Here is a 19742-nt window from a genome sequence, read left to right as displayed (position 1 = left end):
CACCGCCATGGCCGGCCGCCGCACCGCGACCCCCGCCCGCACCGCTCCGGTCCTGCTCGCCCTCACGCTGCGCCGTCACATCGACCTGGCCCGCGTGTCCAGCGCCGCCTGTCGCTGACCCCCGCACCACCCCTTTTCTCTTTCCCCTCTCTCCGCGCCCCGCGCCCCGCGCCCCGCGCCCCGCCGCGCCGCAGCCCCGTGCCGTGCGCGCCCTCCGCACGGGGACACCCCGCCGCGCGCCCCGCCGGCTTCCGCCGCTTCGCCGATCCTCGGGAAGACTCCATGACACCTGCCGTCCTGCCCCGGACCCTCTGGTTCACCCGCTGTCCCGTCCCCACCGCCACCGGCATCGCCGCCGACCGGCAGTGGCTCACCGACGAGTTCGCCGCCGACGGCATCTCCGTGCGCTCCCTCCAGGAGGCCGCCCCGGACGCCGACCGCGCCGCGCACTACACCCACGCCCTGCCCGGCCTCTTCCGCGAGGGCGGCAACGTCCCCGCCCTGTGGGCCCGTTCACGGGGCGAGCACACCCGGCTGATCGGACTCACCTGGATCGAGGAGCGGCAGACCGTCCTGGTGGCACCCGGATCCGGCATCCGGGGCGCCGAAGCGCTGCGCGGGCTGCGGCTCGCCGTGCCGAAGCACGACATCGCCATCGACTTCTGGCGCGCCATGGCGCTGCGCGGCTTCGAGGGGGCGCTCGCCTCCGCCGGACTCGCCCTGGACGACGCCTCGCTCGTCGACGTGCCCGCCGACGGGCACGAGGGCCAGTGGGCGGCCGAACTGGCCGCGCTGCGCCGCGGCGACGTCGACGCCGTGTACGTCAAGGGCGCGCTGGCCGTCGAGGCGGCGCGCCGGGCCGGAGCCGAGGTGGCCGTCGAACTCGACGACCTGCCCGACCGGCGGTTCCGCGTCAACAACGGCACCCCGCGCCCCATCACCGTCCACCAGCAGCTCCTCGACGACCGCCCCGACCTCGTCGACCGCTTCCTCGGCGTGCTGCTGCGGGCGGCCGACTGGGCCGCAGGACAGCCCGGCGAGGTCGCCCGCATCCTCGGCGCCGAGACCGGGGCGGGCGCCGACGGAGTCGCCGGCGCCTACCGGCCCGGCACCCATCTGACCCTCCACCCCGACCTGTCCGCCGACCGTCTCGCCCTGCTCGCGGCACAGGAGGCCGGGCTGCGCGCCCACGGCTTCCTGCCCGAGCCCGTCGACGTCGCGGCCTGGGCCGACCCCGAGCCGCTGCGCCGCGCAGCCGCACTGGCCCGCCGAACCTCCGCCCCTCCGAGTCCAGAGGAACCCGCATCATGAACCTCCCCCGACCACTGCGTACGACAGCCGTTCCGGCGCTCCTCACGGTCACCGCGCTCGTCGCCCTCACCGCCTGCGGCACGTCCGAGGCCGACAGCGGCGCAGCGGGCTCCGGCGGCAAGGGCACCGTGACCGTCCGCATCCCCGACCCCGGCAACTCCGGGGTGCTCGCCCTCGGCAAGAAGGACGGCAGCCTCGACAAGGCCCTGTCCAAGGCCGGGGCCAAGGTGGCGTGGACCGGCAGCGCCGGACCGTTCGCCCCGGCCGCCCAGGCGATGAACGCGGACCAGCTGGACATCGCCACGGGCTCCATCACCTCCGGCATCACCTCGCTCGCCCAGCGCCCCGGCTTCAAGTTCTTCACCGCGGTCGATCCGGACGCCGCGGGCGAGGGCATCCTCGTCAGGAACGGCTCGGGGATCGGCTCGGTGGCCGATCTGGTCGGGAAGAAGGTCGCCGTCAACCAGGGCGGCACCGGTGAGTACCTGCTGCTCAAGGCCCTCGCCAAGGCCGGCATCCCGGCCGACAAGGTCACCCGGGTCTATCTGCGACCCGACCAGACAGCGGCGGTCTTCAACGCCGGCAAGGTCGACGCCTGGGCCGTCTGGGCGACGTACGCCGTCGCCGAGATCGGCAGCGGCAAGGCGCACTTCGTCGCCGACGGCGCCGCGATCGGCTCCGACAACTACAGTCTCAACGCTGTCCGGACGAAGTTCGCCGAGCAGCACCCGAAGGTCGTGAAGGCCCTCTACCAGTACCTCCACGAGGCCAGCGCCAAGGAGAAGCAGAACCCGGCCGCGTACCTCAACGTGTTCACGGACGTCGGCCCGACCGCTGTGACCGGAAAGGCCAAGGAGGTCCAGACGGAGTTCACCGCCAAGGGCGGCACCGTGGACCCCGTGGGTCCCGAGGACATCGAACGCTTCAAGGCGGTCGCCGCGTTCTACGCCGAGCAGAAGGTCACCAAGGACCGGGTCGACGTCACCGCCCACCTGCTCGACGTCGGGAAACTGACATGAGCGACACCGCCGCGGCCCCCGGCAGGGTCCGCCGGGGCGGCCCCGGGACCGGTGACCCCACCGCCCCGCCCGCCGGGCTCGTCCGCCCCCGACCCCAGCTCCGCAGGGCCCGCGGCCGGGGCTACGCGCTGACCGTCCGCACGATCGGCCCGGTCGCCCTGCTCGCCCTGTGGTGGGCGGCCTCGGCCACCGGACTCCTCACCCCCGACGTCCTGGCATCGCCCGCCGAAGTGGGCCGCGCGGTAGGGGAGCTGTGGGGGAACGGGCAGCTGCCCGACGCCCTGACCACCTCCCTCACGCGCTCCGGTCTGGGCCTCCTGATCGGACTCGCCGCCGGACTCACCCTCGGCATCACCACCGGATTCACCCGCCTCGGGGACGAACTCCTCGACTCCTCGCTCCAGACCCTGCGCACCATCCCCTTCCTCTCCCTGGTGCCGCTGTTCATGGTCTGGTTCGGGATCAACGAGACGGCGAAGATCCTCCTCATCGCCGTCGCCACCACCTTCCCGATGTACGTGTCCACATCGAGCGGCGTACGCAACACCGACCCGAAACTCGTCGAGGCCATGCGGAGCTTCGGCATGGGGCGACTCGCCCTCGTACGCGAAGTGGTCCTGCCCGGCGCGCTGCCGTCCCTGCTCGCCGGACTGCGCCTGTCGATGACACTCAGCGTCATCGCCCTGATCGCCGCCGAGGAGATCAACGCCACCGCCGGCATCGGCTATCTGATGTCCCAGGCCCAGAGCTACGCCCGCACCGACATCCTCGCCGTCTGCATCCTCGTCTACGGGCTCCTCGGACTGACCGCCGACATCCTCGTGCGGCTCCTGGAGCGTCTGCTGATGCCGTGGCGCAACCACCGCGGAGCCGCCCGATGACCGCTACTTCCTCCACGCCCGCTGTACAAGTACGCGGACTGCGAAGGGTGTTCGGCGAGCGTGCCGTCCTCGACGGTCTGCGGCTCGACATCGCCCGGGGCGAGTTCGTCGCCCTGCTCGGCGCCAGCGGCAGCGGGAAGACCACGCTGCTGCGCATCCTCGGAGCGCTCGACGGCGCCGACGGGGGAGAGGTGCTGGTCCCCGAGGCCCGCACCATCGTCTTCCAGGAGCCCCGGCTCGTCCCCTCGAAGAAGGTCCTCGCCAACGTCACGGTCGCGCTGCCCCGCAGCCGCTCGGCACACGGGCTGCGGGCCCTGGCCGAAGTCGGCCTGGAGCGGCACGCCGAGGCCTGGCCCGCCACCCTCTCGGGAGGCGAGGCCCAGCGCGTCGCACTCGCCAGGGCGCTGGTCCGGGAACCCGAACTCCTCCTGCTCGACGAGCCGTTCGCCGCACTCGACGCCCTGACCCGGCTGAAGATGCAGGACCTGGTCGGCGAGCTGTGCCGCCGCCACCGGCCCGCCGTCCTGCTGGTCACCCATGACGTCGACGAGGCCGTACGGCTGGCCGACCGGGTCGCCGTCCTGCGTGACGGCCGGCTCGTCACCGACGAGACCGTCGAGGTCGCACGGCCGCGCGATCCCGGTGACCCCGCCTTCGCCGCACTGCGCCGGCGCCTCCTCGCCGATCTCGGCGTCGAAACCCCTCCCGCACCCTCCCGTCCGTCCCCCGACCGAGCCGAAGCCGGAGTGATCTGAATGACCCTCACCATCGGTGTCCACAGCAGCAACCCGTCCCTCTACCACCTGTACCACCTCTCCCGGCTGGGCTTCGCCCAGGAGGAACTGGCCCCGCTCGGCGAGACCGTCGTCTTCCACCCGTACACCAACGGGGTGCGCACCGGAGAGCTCCTGACCCGGGGCGTCATCGACTTCGGCGGCACCGGGTCCACCCCGCCCGTCACCGCCCAGGCGGCCGGGCACGACATCGTCTACACCGCGGTCTCCGCCCCGCGCCCCGAGCACGGCGCCCTCCTCGTCGCCGAGGACAGTCCCGTGCGTACGGTCGCCGGACTCAAGGGCTCGACCGTGCACCTGGCGATCGGTTCCTGGCAGACCCACCTGATCGCCAAGGCGCTCGACGACGCCGGGCTGTCCTACGCCGAGGACATCACCGCCGTCCGCTCCACCGCGGACAGCGAACAACTGCTGCGCACCGGCGAGATCGCCGCCTGGGTCGCCCAGGGTGCCGAACTGGCGGCCGCCCGGCGCACCGGCGGACTGCGGACCCTGGTCCGTACCGGCGACGTCATCAGCGACCGCTCGGTCTTCTTCGCCCGCCGCGACCTCGCCGAATCCCGGCCCGAGGTGATCGAGGCGCTGACCCGGGCGCTGCGCCGGGCCGACGAGTGGGCCGCGGCCCACCCCCGGCAGGCGGCCGAGATCGCCGCCGCCGACCTCGGCGGCTCGGCCGACGACTGGGAGACCGCGCTCGCCTCGCTGCCGTGGACGATCGAGCCCGTCACCGACGCGTTCATCGCCGAGCAGCAGGAGGCCGCCGACATCTTCCACCGCACCGGGTTCATCGACCGGCCGGTCACCGTGGCCCACGCCCGTGCGCGTACCGCTGCCGACAAGGCGGCATGACGACATGGCGACCGAAGTCCTCTGGTACATCATTCCGCGCGAGGGCGCCTACCCCTGGGAGCCCGCGGGCCGGCGCCCCGTCGACCTCGGCTATCTCGCGCAGCTGGCCGGAACGGTCGAACGGCTCGGCTACAGCGGCGCGCTCCTCGCCACCGACCTGTACGACGTCTGGCCGCTGGGCAGCGCGCTGGCCGCCTCGACGAGTACCCGTTTCAAGCCCCTGCTCGCCGTCCACCCGGGGCTCATCGCACCGACGCTGCTCGCCAAGATGGCGCTCAGTTTCGACACCCTCTTCGGCGGCCGGCTGCGCTTCAACGTGGTCAACGGCTCCACGAAGTCGCTCCAGGAGTACGGACTCCACGTGGAGCACGACGAACGGTACGAGCTGAGCGCGGAGTACTGGTCGATCGTGAAGCGGCTGACGGCCGGCGAGGTCTTCGACCACAAGGGCCGCTTCTACGACCTGAAGAACGCCGGGGCCTCCTTCCGCGAGCTGAAGCCGGTCCAGGACGGGCACATCCCGCTCTGGTTCGGCGGCTCGTCCGACCCCGGCATCGAGATGGCGGCCGAGCACGTCGACGTCTTCCTGACCTGGGGCGAGCCGCCGCACCTGCTGAAGGAGAAGCTGGAGAAGGTCCGGGCGAGGGCCGCCGCGTACGGCCGCACGCTCCGGATCGGACTGCGGCTGCACCTGATCGTCCGGGACACCGAGGACGAGGCCTGGGCGGCGGCGGACCGGCTGCTCGACGTCACCAGCGACGCGACGTACGCCCGCCGGCTCGGCGACCGGGCGGGCGAGGACGGGGTCGGCTGGCAGCGGCAGTTCCGCCAGCACGGCGGAAAGGTCCCCGCGCACGCCCGTGAGCTGGAGGTCCACCCCAACATGTGGCCGGGCATGAGCCTCTTCCGGCCGGGCCCCGGCACCGCGGTGGTGGGATCGACGGCTCAGGTCGTCGAGCGGCTCAAGGAGTTCGAGGACCTGGGCGTCGACACCTTCATCCTCTCCGGGAACCCGCTGCTGGAGGAGGCGTACCGGGTGGCGGAGACCGTGCTGCCGGCCCTGGGGGTCACGCGCTGACGGGTCGCGCGGTCACAGGTGGCAGTGCACAGGCTGTGTTGCGCACCATGAATTGCGCAGTCCGGACTGCGCAAGTTAATCTGCGTACATGGATGAGGAGACCAGCACCCCCGACGGCGTGTCCGAGTCGGCTGTCCGCGCGGCGCACGATGTCCGCGTGGTCTACAGCCGGCTCAGGCGCCGCATGCGCGAGACGTACGACCCCGGCGACCTCACCCCGACCCAGACGTCGGTCCTCAGCCGGCTGGACAAGGACGGCGAGGCGTCGGTCACGGACCTGGCGGCCGCCGAACGCGTCCGGCACCAGTCGGTGGCCGCCACCGTCGGCATCCTGGTGGAACGCGGCCTGGTGGCCCGCCGCCCCGACCCCGAGGACGGCCGCCGTCAACTGGTCTTCGTGACCGACAGCGGCCACGTGTTCCTGGAGGACCGGCGGCGGGCCGGGGAGGGCTGGCTCACCCGCGCCCTCCAGGACGGGTGCACGGAGGAGGAGCGCCGCCTCCTGATCGAGGCGGCGGCCCTGCTGGAACGGGTCGTCCGCTCGTGAGCGGAAGCCCGGTCCGCGTTCTGCGCCGGCTGCGCCCCGGCGGGGCCAAGGGGGCGGCGGGCGGCTTCGACCGGCGGCTGCTGGCCCCGATGATGCTGGGGGCGGTGCTCAACCCGGTCAACTCCTCCATCATCTCGGTCTCGCTGGTGCCGATCGGCGCGGCCTTCGGCGCCCCGCCCTCCGAAACGGCGTGGCTCATCTCCTCCCTCTACCTGGCCACCTCCATAGGGCAGCCGGTCGTGGGACGGCTGATCGACCTCTTCGGGCCCCGCCGGCTGTTCCTGGCCGGCACCGCGCTGACCGGCATAGCCGGAGTCGTCGGCATGCTCGCCCCGAACCTGGGCGTGCTCGTCGCCGCGCGCGTCCTCCTCGGCTTCGGCACCTGCTCCGGCTATCCGGCGGCGATGTACCTCATCCGCAGCGAGTCGAAGCGCACCGGGGAGAAGAGCCCCGCCGGGGTACTCACCGCCCTCGCCGTCACCACCCAGACCATCGCCGTCATCGGCCCCGGCCTCGGCGGGCTCCTGATCGGAGCCGGCGGCTGGCGCGCGACCCTGGCCGTCAACATCCCGCTCGCCCTGGCCGGTCTGTACCTCGGGGCCCGCCGCATCCCCGCGACCCCCGCCACCCGCCGGGACGACGGCCACCACCCCGTGAGCGACCTGGACCTGCCGGGCATGGGGCTGTTCGCCTCGGCGCTGGTCTGCCTGCTGCTGTTCCTCATGAACCCCGGCGGCGGCGACTGGTACCTGCTGGTCCTGACCGCCGCCGCGGGGGCGGGCTTCACCTGGCGCGAGCTGCGTGCGCGGCAGCCCTTCATCGACGTACGCGTGCTGGGCGGCAATCTGCCGCTCCTCGCCACGTACACCAGGACGCTGCTCTGCTACGTCGTCACCTACGCCTTCCTGTACGGCTACACGCAGTGGACGGAGGAGGGGCGCGGCCTCTCCCCGTCCCAGGCCGGGCTGGTGCAGCTCCCGCTGTTCGCCACCGCGATCGTCGTGTCCACCCTCACCGGGCGGCGCCAGGCGGTCCGCGGCAAGCTCCTGGTCGGCGCCACCGGCCAGATCATCGCCTGCGCCCTGCTGTTCCTCCTGAACGACCACAGCCCCCTGTGGATGCTCCTGATGGTCGTGATCGTCCTGGGTGTCCCGCAGGGGCTCAACAACCTCGCTCTGCAGAACTCCGTCTTCCACCAGGCCGACGGCGAACGCATGGGATCCTCCGCCGGGCTGCTGCGCACCTTCGGCTATCTGGGCGCCATCATCGCCTCCGCCGCCAGTGGCAGCTTCTTCGGCGAGCGCGCCGACACCGGTGGTCTGCACCACCTCGCCGCCTTCATGATCGCCGTCAGCGTGCTGTTCCTCGTGGTGACCCTCGCTGACCGCTCGCTGCGCCGCATCGGCGACGCCGCCCCGGACGAGACCCCGGCGGCAACCCGAACCGACCCTCACTCCGCAACCAAGGACGAACGATGACCAACTCCGCCCTGCTCGTGATGGACGTCCAGAAGTCGATCACCGGGCGCCTCCCCGGCGACGTCGCCGGGTTCACGCCGCGCCTCGCCCGCGCCGTCGCCGCGGCCCGGTCGGCCGGCGTCCCCGTGGTGTTCGTCGTCGTCGGCCTGCGCCCCGGCCACCCGGAGACGAAGTCCAGCCCGCGCTTCAGCGCCCTGCCCGACGGGGCCTTCACCGCTGGCGACCCCGGGGCCGCCATCGACCCCGCCGTCGAGCCCCTTCCCGGCGAGTGCGTCGTCACCAAGAAGCGCGTGAGCGCCTTCACGGGCAGCGACCTGGAACTCGTGCTGCGCGGCGCGGCCGTCGACCACCTGGTCCTCACCGGCATCGCCACCAGTGGTGTCGTCCTGTCCACCCTGCGCCAGGCCGCCGACCTCGACTACCGGCTCACCGTCCTGGCCGACGGCTGCGCCGACGCCGATCCCGAGGTCCACCGGGTCCTGACGGAGAAGGTCTTTCCGCGCCAGGCCGATGTCACCACCGTCGACGACTGGATCGCGGCCCTGGGCTGACCCGCGCACACTCGGCGGCGCGGGTCAGCAGGCACTGCGGTTGTCAGTGCCCGGTGCGAGACTCGAAGGGTCAGGAAGGCCTGCCGGCCGGGAACGGGACCACCGAAGGAGCGCCCGATGCTCACCACCCGTTTTGTTGACGGAGCCCCCAACTGGATGGATCTCGGCACCCCGGATCTCGAAGGGGCCACGGCCTTCTACACCGCGCTTCTCGGCTGGGACTACGAGGCCGGCGGCCCCGAGACCGGCGGCTACGGGATGTTCATGCTGAACGGGAAGACGGTCGGCGGCGCGATGACGGTCACCGAGGAGCAGGCGAAGCCGTCCTGGTCGGTGTACTTCCGGTCGGCGGACGTCGACGCCACCGCGCAGGCCGTGGAGAAGGCGGGCGGTGCGGCACCGTTCGCACCGATGGACGTCCTGGACTACGGCCGGATGGGCGGATTCACCGACCGGGCCGGGGCGTATTTCGGCGTCTGGCAGCCCAGGCAGAATCCGGGGCTCGGCGTCGTGACCGCCCCGGGCAGTCTCTGCTGGGCCGAGCTCTACACCCCGGACGTGCCGGCCGCGGCCGCGTTCTACGACATGGTCTTCGGCTGGGAGACCGCCCAGATGCCCTATCCGGGCGGCGACGGCGCGTACACGATCATCAGGACCGCGGGCGGCGGTGAGGACGCCTCCTTCGGCGGCCTCGTCCCGCTCGACGCCGTGCCCGTCCGGGCCGCCGCCGGGACCCACTGGCTGCCGTACATCGAGGTGGACGACTGCGATGCCACGGTGGCGGCGGTCGAGCGGCTGGGCGGCAAGCTGACGCTGGAACCGCTGGAGATGGAGGGCGTGGGCACCTTCGCCAACGTCGCGGATCCCTACGGTGCCGCCTTCGCCGTGATCAAGAGCGCGCAGGCGCCGGCCGGCTGATCTCGGGCCGCGCGTCAGGCCGATCCCGAAGCCGCCCGTCCGGCCTCGCCCAGCGGATTGATGAATCGTTGATCAGTCGTTTATCGCGGCAGGGCACTGTGTGCCGCATGCTGATCAACACCGCGACCGACCCCGCTCTCGCCTGGCAGGAGACAGCGCTGTGCGCACAGACGGGGCCCGAGTTCTTCTTCCCCGCCCCGGGCAGCTCCACACGTGAGGCCAAGCAACTGTGCAACGCCTGCGAGGGCCGGCTGGCCTGCCTGGAGTACGCGCTCGACAACGACGAGCGCTTCGGTGTGTGGGGAGGCCTCTCCGAGAAGGAGCGCGACCGGCTCCGCAGAGTCGACCGCGACCGGGCCTGAGCCTCCTGCCCACTCCCGCTGAATCCCGGCAACTCTCACTGGTTCCCGCCGGCTCCCGCGCGAGCGGGAGTCAGGACGGGATGGTGAACGTGTCGCCGTACATCTTCCAGGTCAGCGGCGGTTCCAGGCCCAGGTTCGCGTGCTCCAGGAAGTACCGCTGGGCGGTGTCGATGCGCGAGGTGTCCTGCTGGTTCTTCTTCGACTTCATCACTTCGCGGGCGGCGTCCAGGAAGACGTTCAGATACGCCGACTCGTTGCCGCCCCCCGTGACCGTGTCCGCCCGGGCCATGGCCACCTTCCGGATGCCGTAGAAGCCGTCCTCCTCGGCCCCCGGCCCCTGGAGCACCATGGCGTCGAAGTAGACGAACTGGCCGAGCGTGCCCAGGCCGTCCAGCTTCGCCTGCCGGACCGCGGGTTCGAAGTACTGCTGGTCCCGGACCCGGTCCTGGGCCGCGCGGAACGCCGGATCCTCGGCCGACTTCTTCCAGGCGGCCGTGAAACCGGGGTCCAGCCCCTCGTGCGACGCCGATCCGTCGACCTTGCGCAGCGCCGGGACGAACGGTGCCAGCGGACTGTCCGGATGAGCGCCGGTGAACGACTCGACGAACGCGAGCATGTCGTGCGTCCCGGAGCAGAAGCCGATGATCCCGGCGTTGTACCCGGTGCCGTCGCCGTTGTCCTCGATGGAGGCGTACTGGCTGCGCCAGTCAAGGGTCGAACCCTCGGCGCTGGCCAGCAGCTTCCAGGCGACCTCGCGCATCTTCGGCGCGGCCAGCCCCGGCGGCATCGCCGCGACCCGGGCGTCCTCCTCCGCGCGTTCCGCGTCGTCCGCCCCTTCCGCCTCGTCGCCGGAGGCGGAGTCGTCGGACGCCGTGGCCGCTGCCGTGGGTGAGCTCTTGGGCAGCGCGGAGTTGCCGCCGCCGTTGAAGAGCAGGGCAGCGGCGATCGCTATCGGCGCGCCGATCAGAACAACACGGGTCACAGGTTTCACCGGCACAGAGTACGGTCCGCACATCTCTGGGGAGGGATCGCCCCCGCACGGCACAATCGCCCCATGACCGATGCCCTGCTGAACGCCCTCGACCCCCTTCCGTATCCGCAGCGCATGCGTGAACTCGCGTCACAGGCGCGCGCTTTGTCCGCATCGGGGCGACTGCGTGACGTTCTGGACGATCTGGACGAGGGCGATGCCTACGAGCGGGGGACCGCCGTCGTGGCGGCGGCCGTCGGGGGCGACCGGGAGTGGATCGGCGCCCACCTCGCCGACCCGGACCCCTTCGTGCAGGGGCACGCGCTGCGGGTCGCGCGCAGCCTCGGCGTCCCGGACGAGGCGTACGCCGCCTCCCTGGACGATGTGCCGCGCGGGGCACGCCGCCGGCTGCTCCGGGCCGTCGTCTCCGACGGGCGGACCGCGCTCGCGGACCGGCTCGCCGACGAGGTCCGGGCGAGCTGGGGCGACGCGGACGTCACCGTGCTGCTGCCGGGGTGCTCGGCGGCGACCGCGGCCCGGCTGCTGCCCGAGCTCCTGTACGCGGTGCACGGCTGGGGCGGACTCGGCAGCCGGCACCCCGGGCTCCTCCTCGACGCCTTCGAGGGGCAGCTGGCGGAGCTGTCCGCACCGCACCGGGCCGAGTGGTGGCGGCGCTACGCCCCCGGTGTCGCCGCCACCGCCGACGCCCTCCCCGACCGGGTGCTCGACCTGCTCGACCGCTTCGCTCCGGCCGACCTGCCGGCACCGCTGGCCGACCGGCTCGGAACGCTCGCCGCCGCCGGCCCCGCCCGGGTCGTCCGGCTCCTGCTGCGCCCGGAGGCCCGGCCGGTGCTGCGGGGCGCGGCGCTGAGCAGAAGCCTCCTGTACCGGCTGGCCCGCACCGCCCCCGAGGGACTCGTCGTGGAGCTCGGGCGGGCCATGGCGGGGGACTCCGCGGGGCTCTCCCGGCTGCTCGCCGCACTCCCGCCGGGCCGACGCGGCTCCTTCCACACATCCGTCACGGCCGGACGCGGACCGGGGCGGCGCGTCACCGTGGACGCCGTGATCCTCGACGCGCTGCCGCGCAGTTGCGTCGCCGACGAGGCGCGGCGCATGGCGGAACGCGCGGCCGGGCACGGCGCCGACTGGAGCACCGTGCTGCTCGCGGAGTCGTATCTGCCGGTCCCCGAGGTACGCGAACGGCTGCTGGCCGCCACCCGCAGGCCCGCGGCCGAGGACCGGGCGCGGGCGTGGCCGCTGCTGATCCGCAACGCCGGGCGGGCCGGCACCGCGGACGCGGTCGCGGAGGTGCTCACCGACATGGAGCGCCTGCGCAACGAACAGGACCCGGTCCGCTCGGCCGCCCTCCACGCCCTGGCGGCCCTCCCGGCGGCACTCTTCACCGACGCCGCGGAACCCGCCCTGGAGCGGATCACCGCCGACGCCGTCGAGGCCCGGGACTCCTCGCACGCCACCCGGCAGGCCCTGACCACCCTCGCGCTGCGCCTGCTCCGCGAGCACGCCGCCACGGGACAGCGCGCCCTGGTCAACCGGGCCCTGCGCACCCTGGTCCGGATCTCGGGGAACACCGGCGGAGCGGACTTCGGACGGCTCGACCGCTCCCTGCGGCGGGGCCAGGAGACCGAGGTGTTCGAGGCGCTGCGGCCCTGGCTGGAGGCGGGGGCCGACAAGGCCGACTACGGGCTCGTGTTCGCACTGACCAGGGCGCTCGGCCGCCGTGCGGCCGGCCTGCCCGAGCTGCAGGACCTCCTGTGGCAGGCGGTCTGCTACGGCGAGAACCACGCCGCACGGACCGCGGTCGCCCTGTGGCTGGAGCCGGTCGGCGGGCGGAGCGGGCGGGTGGAACGGATTCTGGCCGTCGACCCCTCCGCCGGGGCGCTGCCCGAGGTGCTGCGGGTGCTCACCGGCTGCCGCACCGACCTGCTGGACCCGTACCTCGGCGATCCGCCGCCGTACGGCCGGTTCCTCCCGCACGGCACGGCGTGGCATGTCGCACCCGGACGCGAGGTCCGCCGCTGGGTGCCGCGTCAGCGGCGTGCGGCACTGCGGGCGCTGGAGCGGACGGCCCGGGACGGGAAGCTCCCGCTGTACACCCGCGCCGCGGCGATCGCGGACATGGCCCGCATCCCCTCGGCCGGTGCCCGGGCGGTGCTCGGCTGGACCGGCTCGGAGGACGTCGTGCTCGCGGAGGCCGCCCTCACGGCCCTCGGCGGGACGGACCGGGCACCGGACGTCCTGGCGGAGCTGCTCGCGTACAGCGGGGGCGACCGGGCCCGGGTCGCGGTCTTCGCCGCCGGCCGCGCCTCGCAGGACGCCCGCCCCTCGGCGCTCGGCCCCCTGCTGAGGGAACGTCTCGCCCCCGGCACCGGCAAGGTGACCGGCCGCAAGGAAGCGGTGCGGCTCGCCGCGACCCGGCTGCCCCGGCCGCAGGCCGCCGAGCTGGTGGCCGAGGCGTACGCGATGCCCGACCAGCACCCCGACGTGCGGGCCGTGTGCGTGGCCTGCGGTATCGGGCTGCTCGGCGACGAGCGGATGTGGGAGATGCTGAGCGACGCGGCCACGGGAGCCACGGTGCTGCGCACCGCCGTCCTGCGGGTGCGGCCCATCGACCTGCCCGCGCCGCACCGGCCCCGCTACGGACGGCTGGTGCGTGAGGTGTGCGGGACGCACGACGAGGAGCTCGCCGCGGCGGCCCACGCCGTGGTGGCCCACTGGGTGCCGTGGGCGCCGGGCGCCTGCGATGCGCTGGTGGCCGCGACGACGGACCTCGCCCGCCGCCGCTCCTGGCGGTCGGCCGCCGACGCACTGGTCACCGCCGCGCCCGCCACCGCGGAGGCCGCGCAGGCCCTCATGCGGGCGCTGCGCACTCTCGCCGACGCCGTGGCGATGGACGACGCGGGCAGCGAACGCGACCGGCCGGGCCGGCAGCGGGTCGTCCACCTCGCGCACCGGCTCGCCGCGGCGGCCGGGGCACGGACCGGTGACGCGCTGCGGCCCGTCCTGGTCACCGCGGGCGAACTGCTGGCCCGGCACCGGGACCACGTACCGCAGGCAGCGGAGCTGCTGGTCAGGGCCGTCGATCCGGAGGAGGGGGCCGAGGCGCTGTACGCCGCGCTGGACCGGCTCGCCCGGCTGCATGACGGCCGGCCGGTGCTCGCCGCCCGCACGGCGGGCGTGCTCGGTACGCGGATCCGGCCCTCGCAGCACGAGGACGGCGCGGGGACCCTGCTGGCGGTCGTGGTCCGGCTCGCCGAGCACGGGGGCCCCGGTCACGGCCACCTGGCCGTGCAGCTCACCGCGGTGGCCGGCGGGCAGGCGGGCTGGAGCGGGGAGTGGCGGACCCAGCTCAGACTGCTGCGCCGCCACCCGGACGCGGATGTGCGCGATGCCGCCTACGCGGAGGTGACGGTGCGCGAATGACCGCCGCGCGGGCCGGACGCAGGGCCGCGGCGGGGTGCGGAAGGGGGACGTACGCGGAACGGGGACGTACGCGGAACGGGGGCGGCCCGATGGGGTCCGCCCCCGTCCGGGGTCGTGTGGGCCGCGCCTGCCGTCAGGCCTGGGCGGCGCGGGCAGCCATGCGCGACTTGCGCGCGGCGAGCTTCTCGTCGAACTTCGACGCCTCGCTGTCCAGCCCGTTCATGTACAGACCGAGCTCCTCCTGCGCCTGGAGGCCCTCCGGGCCCAGACCGTCGATGTCCAGCACCTTCAGGTAGCGCAGCACCGGCTGGATGACGTCGTCGTGGTGGATCCGCATGTTGTAGATCTCGCCGATCGCCATCTGGGCGGCGGCCCGCTCGAACCCGGGCATGCCGTGGCCGGGCATCCGGAAGTTCACGACGACATCGCGCACGGACTGCATCGTCAGGTCAGGGGCGAGCTCGAAGGCCGCGCCCAGGAGGTTGCGGTAGAACACCATGTGCAGGTTCTCGTCGGTCGCGATCCGCGCCAGCATGCGGTCGCAGACCGGGTCGCCCGACTGGTGCCCCGTGTTGCGGTGCGAGACCCGGGTGGCCAGCTCCTGGAACGCCACGTAGGCGACGGAGTGCAGCATCGAGTGACGGTTGTCGGACTCGAAGCCCTCCGCCATGTGCGCCATCCGGAACTGCTCCAGCTTGTCCGGGTCCACGGCGCGCGAGGTGAGGAGGTAGTCGCGCATCACGATGCCGTGGCGGCCCTCCTCCGCCGTCCAGCGGTGCACCCAGGTGCCCCAGGCGCCGTCGCGGCCGAAGAGCGAGGCGATCTCGTGGTGGTAGCTGGGGAGGTTGTCCTCGGTCAGCAGGTTCACCACGAGGGCGATCTTGCCGATGTCCGTGACCTTGGACTGCTCGGCCTCCCAGGCCTGGCCGTCCTCGAAGATGCCGGGGAAGTTCCGGCCGTCGGAGAACGGCACGTACTCGTGGGGCATCCAGTCCTTGGCGACCTTGAGATGGCGGTTGAGTTCCTTCTCCACCACCTCTTCCAGCGCGTACAGCAGTTGGGCGTCGGTCCACGCCTGTGAACTGCCGAGGTGGGGAGAGGTGATCGTCACGGGGGCTCCTGGGGACGGGAGAATTACCTACGGCTTCGTAGGTTACGAGACCGTAGGTTAAGGCGGAGGTAAGGCCGCCGCCAAGCCCGTCCGGGCGACTATCGCTCACGCAGTGTCATAAGTCCAGGTCAGGCGTGTATACGGAGGGTCAGCCCGGTGGGATCGAGGGGGTCGCAGAGGCTCGAAAATCGAGCTGTCGGCCGGGCCGGGCCCCTGGTGGCGATGGGCTCTGAACAGTCGGCGTACTCGGAGCTCAGGGCGCACGAGGGGCGCGGTCGCAGGGGCCGGATCAGAGCAGGTGGTCCGCCGCGCCGGACTTCACCGCGAAGATGAGTGCCCGCAGTGCCTCCATGGAGTCGCTGACGTAGGTGGCGGTGTCGGTCGTCGAGCCGATGTAGGCGCGGCCCTGTTCGTCGAGTCCGAAACGGAAGCAGTTCGCACCCTCACTGCAGAAGGCCTCGTCCCAGCAGATTTCTTTCATGGTCTCTCTCCTCAGAGGTCCTGGGCTATGCATCGGATGAAGTCGCGCGATTCCTCGACGGGCAGCGCGAGCGTGCGCAGGCGCTCCAACAGGCCCCGGTAGCGGCGAAGTTGCATGTCCGCGTCGAGCAGCATCGAACCGTGCGAGGAATCGAGCTGCACCGTATCGAGCTGGGGGACCGCCGCGCCGACATAGGTGAACGACTGCCCGGCGCCGGGGAAACCACCGGCCGAGAACGGGATGACCCGGACCGTGATCCGGGAGCGCTCCGACTGGTCGAGGATGTGGTCCAGCTGCGCCCGGCTCACCTTGGGGCCGCCGAACTGCATCCGCAGCGCGGCCTCGTGGACCACCGCCTCGTACAGCGGCGGCCGGTCGCGCACCAGCACCTCCTGGCGGCGCAGCCGCAGCGAGAGCCTGGCCAGCAGGTCGGGGCCCGGGAGCTGAGGGTCGGCGGTGTCGAAGACCGCCCGCGCGTGTTCCTCGGTCTGCAGCAGGCCGGGGATGTGCGTGGTGGTGGCGGTGACCAACTCGACTGCATGGAACTCGAGTTCGGCGATGTCCAGCAGGCTCGGCAGCAGCAGGCCGCGGTGCTCCTCCCACCACCCCCTGGCCCGCTCCTGCGCCATGTCGGCCAGCAGGTCCACCAGGCCCGTGTCGGGGCACCCGTAGTTGAAGGCCAGGGTCCGGACCCGCTCGGCGCTGATGCCGAACCGGCCGGACTCGATGTTGGGGATGCGGGTGCGGTCGACGCCGAGCAGCGCTGCGGCCTGCTGTGCCGTCATCCCCGACTGTTCGCGCAGTTTGCGCAGTTCGTACCCGAGACGCTGTTGCCGTGCGGTCGGGGTGCTCCTGGGCGGCACGGTGCACGTCCTTCCGGGGTGGGGGATTGGCGAAATGACCGGAACCACACAAGTAGTAGCACTGTGCTCCGGTCGTGCGCTACGGTCGGTAGTGCAAGTCTCACACGGGGCGACCATGCCTCTGTGTGTGATCGTCACCACACATATGAGAAATGTGAGCAGCACTTGACGAAGGGCGCACTGCGTTGTCTTCCGGCCCTCGCACCCGCCGGACCGTGCCCGCCCGCGGCGGACAACCTCAGCTATTCGTTCGCCCTGCCGGGCGGCGCGTTCTGTGCGGGCCTGGCCCGCCGCGCCGTGGGCGAACTGCTCACCCGGCACGGACTCGCGGAACTCCGCGACACGGCGGTCCTCGCCGCATCGGAACTCGTCGCCGCCGCCTACCGCTTCACCCCGGACCGGGAGATGCTCCTGCGGGTCCACTGGCAGTTCGACGCGCTGCGGATCATCCTCTACGACCAGCATCCGGCCCATGAGTCGCCCGAGAAGTCCGAGGCGTGCCGCGAACACCGCAGCGCCAGCATGTGGCTGCTGGCCGCCGCGGTGGACGCACACGGCGGGGACTGGGGACTGGCTCCCGCGCTGACGGCCTCCGGCGGCTCCAAGGCCTGGGCCTTACTCCACCGTTGACCCCTCGCAGGACAGTTCCCCCGTCCCCGGACGTCACAGCCCGGTGCGCACCTCCTCGGCCGTCGTGTCCCGGAGTCCGCCGTCGAGCAACAGCCAGCGTGTGATCCCGATCGATTCGAGGAACGGCACGTCGTGGCTCGCCACGATCAGCGCCCCCTCGTACGAATCGAGTGCCGCCGTCAGCCGGCGCACGCTCGCCATGTCGAGGTTGTTCGTCGGCTCGTCCAGCATCAGCAGCTGAGGCGCCGGCTCGGCCAGCAGCAGCGCGGCCAGAGCCGCACGGAACCGTTCGCCGCCCGACAGGGTCCCGGCGGGCCGGTCGGCCCGTGCCCCCCTGAACAGGAAATGAGCCAGCCGCGCCCTGACGCGGTTGTCCGTGGCGTCCGGTGCGAACCGCGCCACGTTCTCCACCACGCTCAGCTCGTCGTCGAGCACATCCAGCCGCTGCGGCAGAAAACGCATCGGCACCTCCACCGACGCCTCACCGGACACCGGTGCCAGCTCGCCGGCCAGGGTCCGCAGCAGAGTGGTCTTGCCCGCTCCGTTACGTCCCACCAGCGCGATGCGCTCCGGACCGCGCACCTCGAACGAGCCCTGTACCCGAGCCCCGTAGGCCAGTTCCAGACCGCTCAGCAGCAGCACGCCGCGGCCCGGATGGACCTTGGTGTGCGGCAGTTCGACCCTGATCTCGTCGTCGTCCCGCACCGCCTCGACAGCGTCGTCGAGGCGCTCCTTCGCCTCGGCCAGCTTCCCCGCGTGCATGATGCGGTGCTTGCCCGCCGACTCCTGGGCGGAGCGCTTGCGGGCGCCCATGACGATCTTCGGTTCGCGTTTGCTCTCCTGCATCTTCTGCCCGTAGCGCTTGCGCCGGGCCAGCTTGACCTGGGCCTCGGCGAGTTCGCGCTTCTGCCGGTGCACATCGGCCTCGGCGACCCGCACCATGCGCTCGGCGGCCTCCTGCTCCACCGCGAGCGCCTCCTCGTACGCCGAGAGGTTTCCGCCGTACCAGGCGACCGAGGAGTCCCGCAGGTCGGCGATCTGGTCGACCCGCTCCAGGAGTTCGCGGTCGTGGCTGACGACGACGAGGACGCCGTGCCACGCGTCGACCGCCGCGTAGAGGCGGCCGCGTGCGTACAGGTCCAGGTTGTTCGTCGGCTCGTCCAGCAGCAGGACGTCGGGCCGGGCCAGCAGCAGGGCGGCCAGCCGCAGCAGCACGCACTCGCCGCCCGACATCTCGCCGATCGTGCGGTCGAGCCCGATGTGACCGAGACCGAGCTGGTCGAGCGTGGCGAGCGCCCGCTCCTCCACGTCCCAGTCGTCACCGACGGCGGCGAACCGCTCCTCGCCGACATCGCCCGCCTCGATGGCGTGCAGTGCCGCACGGGTCCCGTCGATGCCCAGTGCCTCATCGACGCGCAACGCGGTGTCCAGGACCAGGTTCTGCGGCAGATAGCCGATCTCGCCCGCCGTCCTGATGTGGCCTTCTGAGGGGGTGAGTTCACCGGCGATCAGCCGCAGCAGGGTCGACTTGCCCGAGCCGTTCAGCCCGATGAGCCCGGTACGGCCGGGTCCCACCGTCAGATGGAAGTCGTCGAGCACCGGGCTGCCGTCGGGCCAGGAGAAGGACAGCGACGAGCAGGTGATGTGTGTGAGCGGGGTTGACATAAGGAAATCTCCCGGTTGCGAGGAAGGACAGGGGCAACGGGGCGAGACACCGGCCACTGGCGTTCCACGCAAGAAATCCGGAAGGAATCCGGAAGCGGAGAAGGAAGGCCCTGGTCGCGGAGGACGGCTCGGAGAGCTGAGGTCACACTCGGGCACGCGGACATGGCACGGCGTGCGACACGGTGTCTCAAGACCTCAGACGAGCAACGTCCTACTCCTATCGGCGACGACAAGGACAACAACGAAGGTACGGCCGGCCCCGCAGCGGGGCAAGCCGTTTTTGACGCGCCACGGCCCCGTCGGCGGGGCCCCGGGTCAGCAGGAACCGTCGAGCAGGTCCGTCAGACTCCGGTCGAGCCCCAGGAAGCGCCGCTCGTCGCCGGAAGGCACCAGCTCCTGCGCGCGCCGCAGGAAACGGCGCAGCTCGGCCGTCCGCACATGCACCATCGCGATGCCCTCGGCGGCGTGGAACTCCAACACTGTGCGGTCGTACCCGAAGGGCCTGATGCGTACGTCCCCGACCCCCGCAGGTCCGTCCATCCCCGCCGCCAGCAGCTCCCGGGAGAACGCCCAGGACACCTCGGTGCCCTCCAGTGTCGCCGGCGCGGGGAACGCCATGCGGACGGCGAAGGGATCCGTGCGGTCGTAGCTCAGGACGGCGGGAAGGGTCTCCATCTGCGGTGCGGATGCGACCATGCGGGCCTGCACGGACTGTTCGATAACGATGGACAAGACCTGCTCCCTCTCGCGACGGGACGGACGGTTCCCGGCACTCATGGAGACGACGGAACGC

The 19742-nt window shown here is 72.4% G+C and carries 19 protein-coding genes; 13 read left to right on the top strand and 6 right to left on the bottom strand.

The window, feature by feature from the left end:
• Positions 1 to 282: 282 nt before the first annotated feature.
• The 11 genes from OG521_05550 to OG521_05500 all read left to right on the top strand — a co-directional run bounded on the left by OG521_05550 (position 283) and on the right by OG521_05500 (position 9788).
• Positions 283 to 1311, top strand: a complete 1029-nt coding sequence (locus OG521_05550) for an ABC transporter substrate-binding protein (GenBank protein WUW20282.1) — start codon at positions 283 to 285, stop codon at positions 1309 to 1311.
• Entirely contained in the window at positions 1308 to 2330 is a 1023-nt protein-coding gene (locus OG521_05545; GenBank protein WUW20281.1) for an NrtA/SsuA/CpmA family ABC transporter substrate-binding protein, read from the top strand. The genes OG521_05550 and OG521_05545 overlap by 4 nt, the downstream gene beginning before the upstream one ends.
• The gene (locus OG521_05540; protein WUW20280.1) at positions 2327 to 3211 is read left to right on the top strand and encodes an ABC transporter permease; all 885 of its coding nucleotides are present in this window, start codon (positions 2327 to 2329) and stop codon (positions 3209 to 3211) included. Before OG521_05545 ends, OG521_05540 begins: the two co-directional genes overlap by 4 nt.
• Positions 3208 to 3966, top strand: a complete 759-nt coding sequence (locus OG521_05535; GenBank protein ID WUW20279.1) for an ABC transporter ATP-binding protein — start codon at positions 3208 to 3210, stop codon at positions 3964 to 3966. Before OG521_05540 ends, OG521_05535 begins: the two co-directional genes overlap by 4 nt.
• Positions 3967 to 4854 (top strand): ABC transporter substrate-binding protein, encoded by an 888-nt coding sequence (locus OG521_05530; GenBank protein ID WUW20278.1) that lies wholly within the window; start codon positions 3967 to 3969, stop codon positions 4852 to 4854.
• 4 nt (positions 4855 to 4858) lie between these two features.
• Positions 4859 to 5932, top strand: a complete 1074-nt coding sequence (locus tag OG521_05525) for an LLM class flavin-dependent oxidoreductase (GenBank protein WUW20277.1) — start codon at positions 4859 to 4861, stop codon at positions 5930 to 5932.
• Between the two features lie 88 nt (positions 5933 to 6020).
• Positions 6021 to 6479 (top strand): MarR family transcriptional regulator, encoded by a 459-nt coding sequence (locus OG521_05520; GenBank protein WUW20276.1) that lies wholly within the window; start codon positions 6021 to 6023, stop codon positions 6477 to 6479.
• On the top strand, positions 6476 to 7957 hold the full coding sequence (locus OG521_05515; protein WUW20275.1) for an MFS transporter: 1482 nt from the start codon (positions 6476 to 6478) through the stop codon (positions 7955 to 7957). The genes OG521_05520 and OG521_05515 overlap by 4 nt, the downstream gene beginning before the upstream one ends.
• Positions 7954 to 8508 (top strand): cysteine hydrolase, encoded by a 555-nt coding sequence (locus OG521_05510; GenBank protein ID WUW20274.1) that lies wholly within the window; start codon positions 7954 to 7956, stop codon positions 8506 to 8508. Before OG521_05515 ends, OG521_05510 begins: the two co-directional genes overlap by 4 nt.
• A 117-nt stretch (positions 8509 to 8625) precedes the next feature.
• Positions 8626 to 9426, top strand: a complete 801-nt coding sequence (locus OG521_05505) for a VOC family protein (GenBank protein ID WUW20273.1) — start codon at positions 8626 to 8628, stop codon at positions 9424 to 9426.
• 107 nt (positions 9427 to 9533) lie between these two features.
• Complete coding sequence (locus OG521_05500; GenBank protein ID WUW20272.1) at positions 9534 to 9788, top strand: WhiB family transcriptional regulator; 255 nt, start codon at positions 9534 to 9536, stop codon at positions 9786 to 9788.
• Between the two features lie 70 nt (positions 9789 to 9858).
• Here the strand turns inward: OG521_05500 and OG521_05495 are convergent, their stop codons facing one another.
• Positions 9859 to 10770, bottom strand: a complete 912-nt coding sequence (locus tag OG521_05495; protein ID WUW26579.1) for a chitosanase — start codon at positions 10768 to 10770, stop codon at positions 9859 to 9861.
• A gap of 72 nt (positions 10771 to 10842) precedes the next feature.
• Here OG521_05495 and OG521_05490 point away from each other — a divergent pair, with 72 nt between their 5' ends.
• Positions 10843 to 14199, top strand: coding sequence for a hypothetical protein (locus OG521_05490; protein WUW20271.1), 3357 nt, complete (start codon positions 10843 to 10845; stop codon positions 14197 to 14199).
• A 133-nt stretch (positions 14200 to 14332) separates the two neighbouring features.
• Here OG521_05490 and OG521_05485 read toward each other — a convergent pair whose 3' ends face one another.
• The 3 genes from OG521_05485 to OG521_05475 form a co-directional block, all read right to left on the bottom strand.
• The gene (locus OG521_05485; protein ID WUW20270.1) at positions 14333 to 15310 is read right to left on the bottom strand and encodes an acyl-ACP desaturase; all 978 of its coding nucleotides are present in this window, start codon (positions 15308 to 15310) and stop codon (positions 14333 to 14335) included.
• A 289-nt stretch (positions 15311 to 15599) separates the two neighbouring features.
• The gene (locus OG521_05480) at positions 15600 to 15791 is read right to left on the bottom strand and encodes a hypothetical protein (protein WUW20269.1); all 192 of its coding nucleotides are present in this window, start codon (positions 15789 to 15791) and stop codon (positions 15600 to 15602) included.
• An 11-nt stretch (positions 15792 to 15802) separates the two neighbouring features.
• Positions 15803 to 16654 (bottom strand): helix-turn-helix transcriptional regulator, encoded by an 852-nt coding sequence (locus OG521_05475; GenBank protein ID WUW20268.1) that lies wholly within the window; start codon positions 16652 to 16654, stop codon positions 15803 to 15805.
• A 165-nt stretch (positions 16655 to 16819) separates the two neighbouring features.
• On the opposite strand from OG521_05475, the gene OG521_05470 reads away from it, so the two are divergent.
• Positions 16820 to 17284: an ATP-binding protein gene (locus tag OG521_05470; protein ID WUW20267.1), complete on the top strand. Its 465-nt coding sequence runs from the start codon at positions 16820 to 16822 to the stop codon at positions 17282 to 17284.
• Positions 17285 to 17317: 33 nt separating this feature from the next.
• Here OG521_05470 and OG521_05465 read toward each other — a convergent pair whose 3' ends face one another.
• A complete protein-coding gene (locus OG521_05465) occupies positions 17318 to 18949 on the bottom strand; it encodes an ATP-binding cassette domain-containing protein (GenBank protein WUW20266.1) in 1632 nt (543 codons plus the stop codon).
• 315 nt (positions 18950 to 19264) lie between these two features.
• Positions 19265 to 19681, bottom strand: coding sequence for an SsgA family sporulation/cell division regulator (locus OG521_05460; protein ID WUW20265.1), 417 nt, complete (start codon positions 19679 to 19681; stop codon positions 19265 to 19267).
• Between the last annotated feature and the right edge of the window lie 61 nt (positions 19682 to 19742).

The organism is Streptomyces sp. NBC_01463 (assembly GCA_036227345.1).
GTDB lineage: Bacteria > Actinomycetota > Actinomycetes > Streptomycetales > Streptomycetaceae > Streptomyces.
The sequence above is the reverse complement of the archived record's forward strand: the minus strand, read 5'-3'. Positions and strand labels throughout refer to the sequence as shown.

Bases quoted from the DNA above. Each gene is read 5' to 3' on its own strand.
- OG521_05550 (WUW20282.1), top strand. From the start codon at position 283: ATGACACCTGCCGTCCTGCCCCGGACCCTCTGGTTCACCCGCTGTCCC.
- OG521_05545 (WUW20281.1), top strand. From the start codon at position 1,308: ATGAACCTCCCCCGACCACTGCGTACGACAGCCGTTCCGGCGCTCCTC.
- OG521_05540 (WUW20280.1), top strand. From the start codon at position 2,327: ATGAGCGACACCGCCGCGGCCCCCGGCAGGGTCCGCCGGGGCGGCCCC.
- OG521_05535 (WUW20279.1), top strand. From the start codon at position 3,208: ATGACCGCTACTTCCTCCACGCCCGCTGTACAAGTACGCGGACTGCGA.
- OG521_05530 (WUW20278.1), top strand. From the start codon at position 3,967: ATGACCCTCACCATCGGTGTCCACAGCAGCAACCCGTCCCTCTACCAC.
- OG521_05525 (WUW20277.1), top strand. From the start codon at position 4,859: ATGGCGACCGAAGTCCTCTGGTACATCATTCCGCGCGAGGGCGCCTAC.
- OG521_05520 (WUW20276.1), top strand. From the start codon at position 6,021: ATGGATGAGGAGACCAGCACCCCCGACGGCGTGTCCGAGTCGGCTGTC.
- OG521_05510 (WUW20274.1), top strand. From the start codon at position 7,954: ATGACCAACTCCGCCCTGCTCGTGATGGACGTCCAGAAGTCGATCACC.
- OG521_05505 (WUW20273.1), top strand. From the start codon at position 8,626: ATGCTCACCACCCGTTTTGTTGACGGAGCCCCCAACTGGATGGATCTC.
- OG521_05500 (WUW20272.1), top strand. From the start codon at position 9,534: ATGCTGATCAACACCGCGACCGACCCCGCTCTCGCCTGGCAGGAGACA.
- OG521_05490 (WUW20271.1), top strand. From the start codon at position 10,843: ATGACCGATGCCCTGCTGAACGCCCTCGACCCCCTTCCGTATCCGCAG.
- OG521_05480 (WUW20269.1), bottom strand. From the start codon at position 15,791: ATGAAAGAAATCTGCTGGGACGAGGCCTTCTGCAGTGAGGGTGCGAAC.
- OG521_05465 (WUW20266.1), bottom strand. From the start codon at position 18,949: ATGTCAACCCCGCTCACACACATCACCTGCTCGTCGCTGTCCTTCTCC.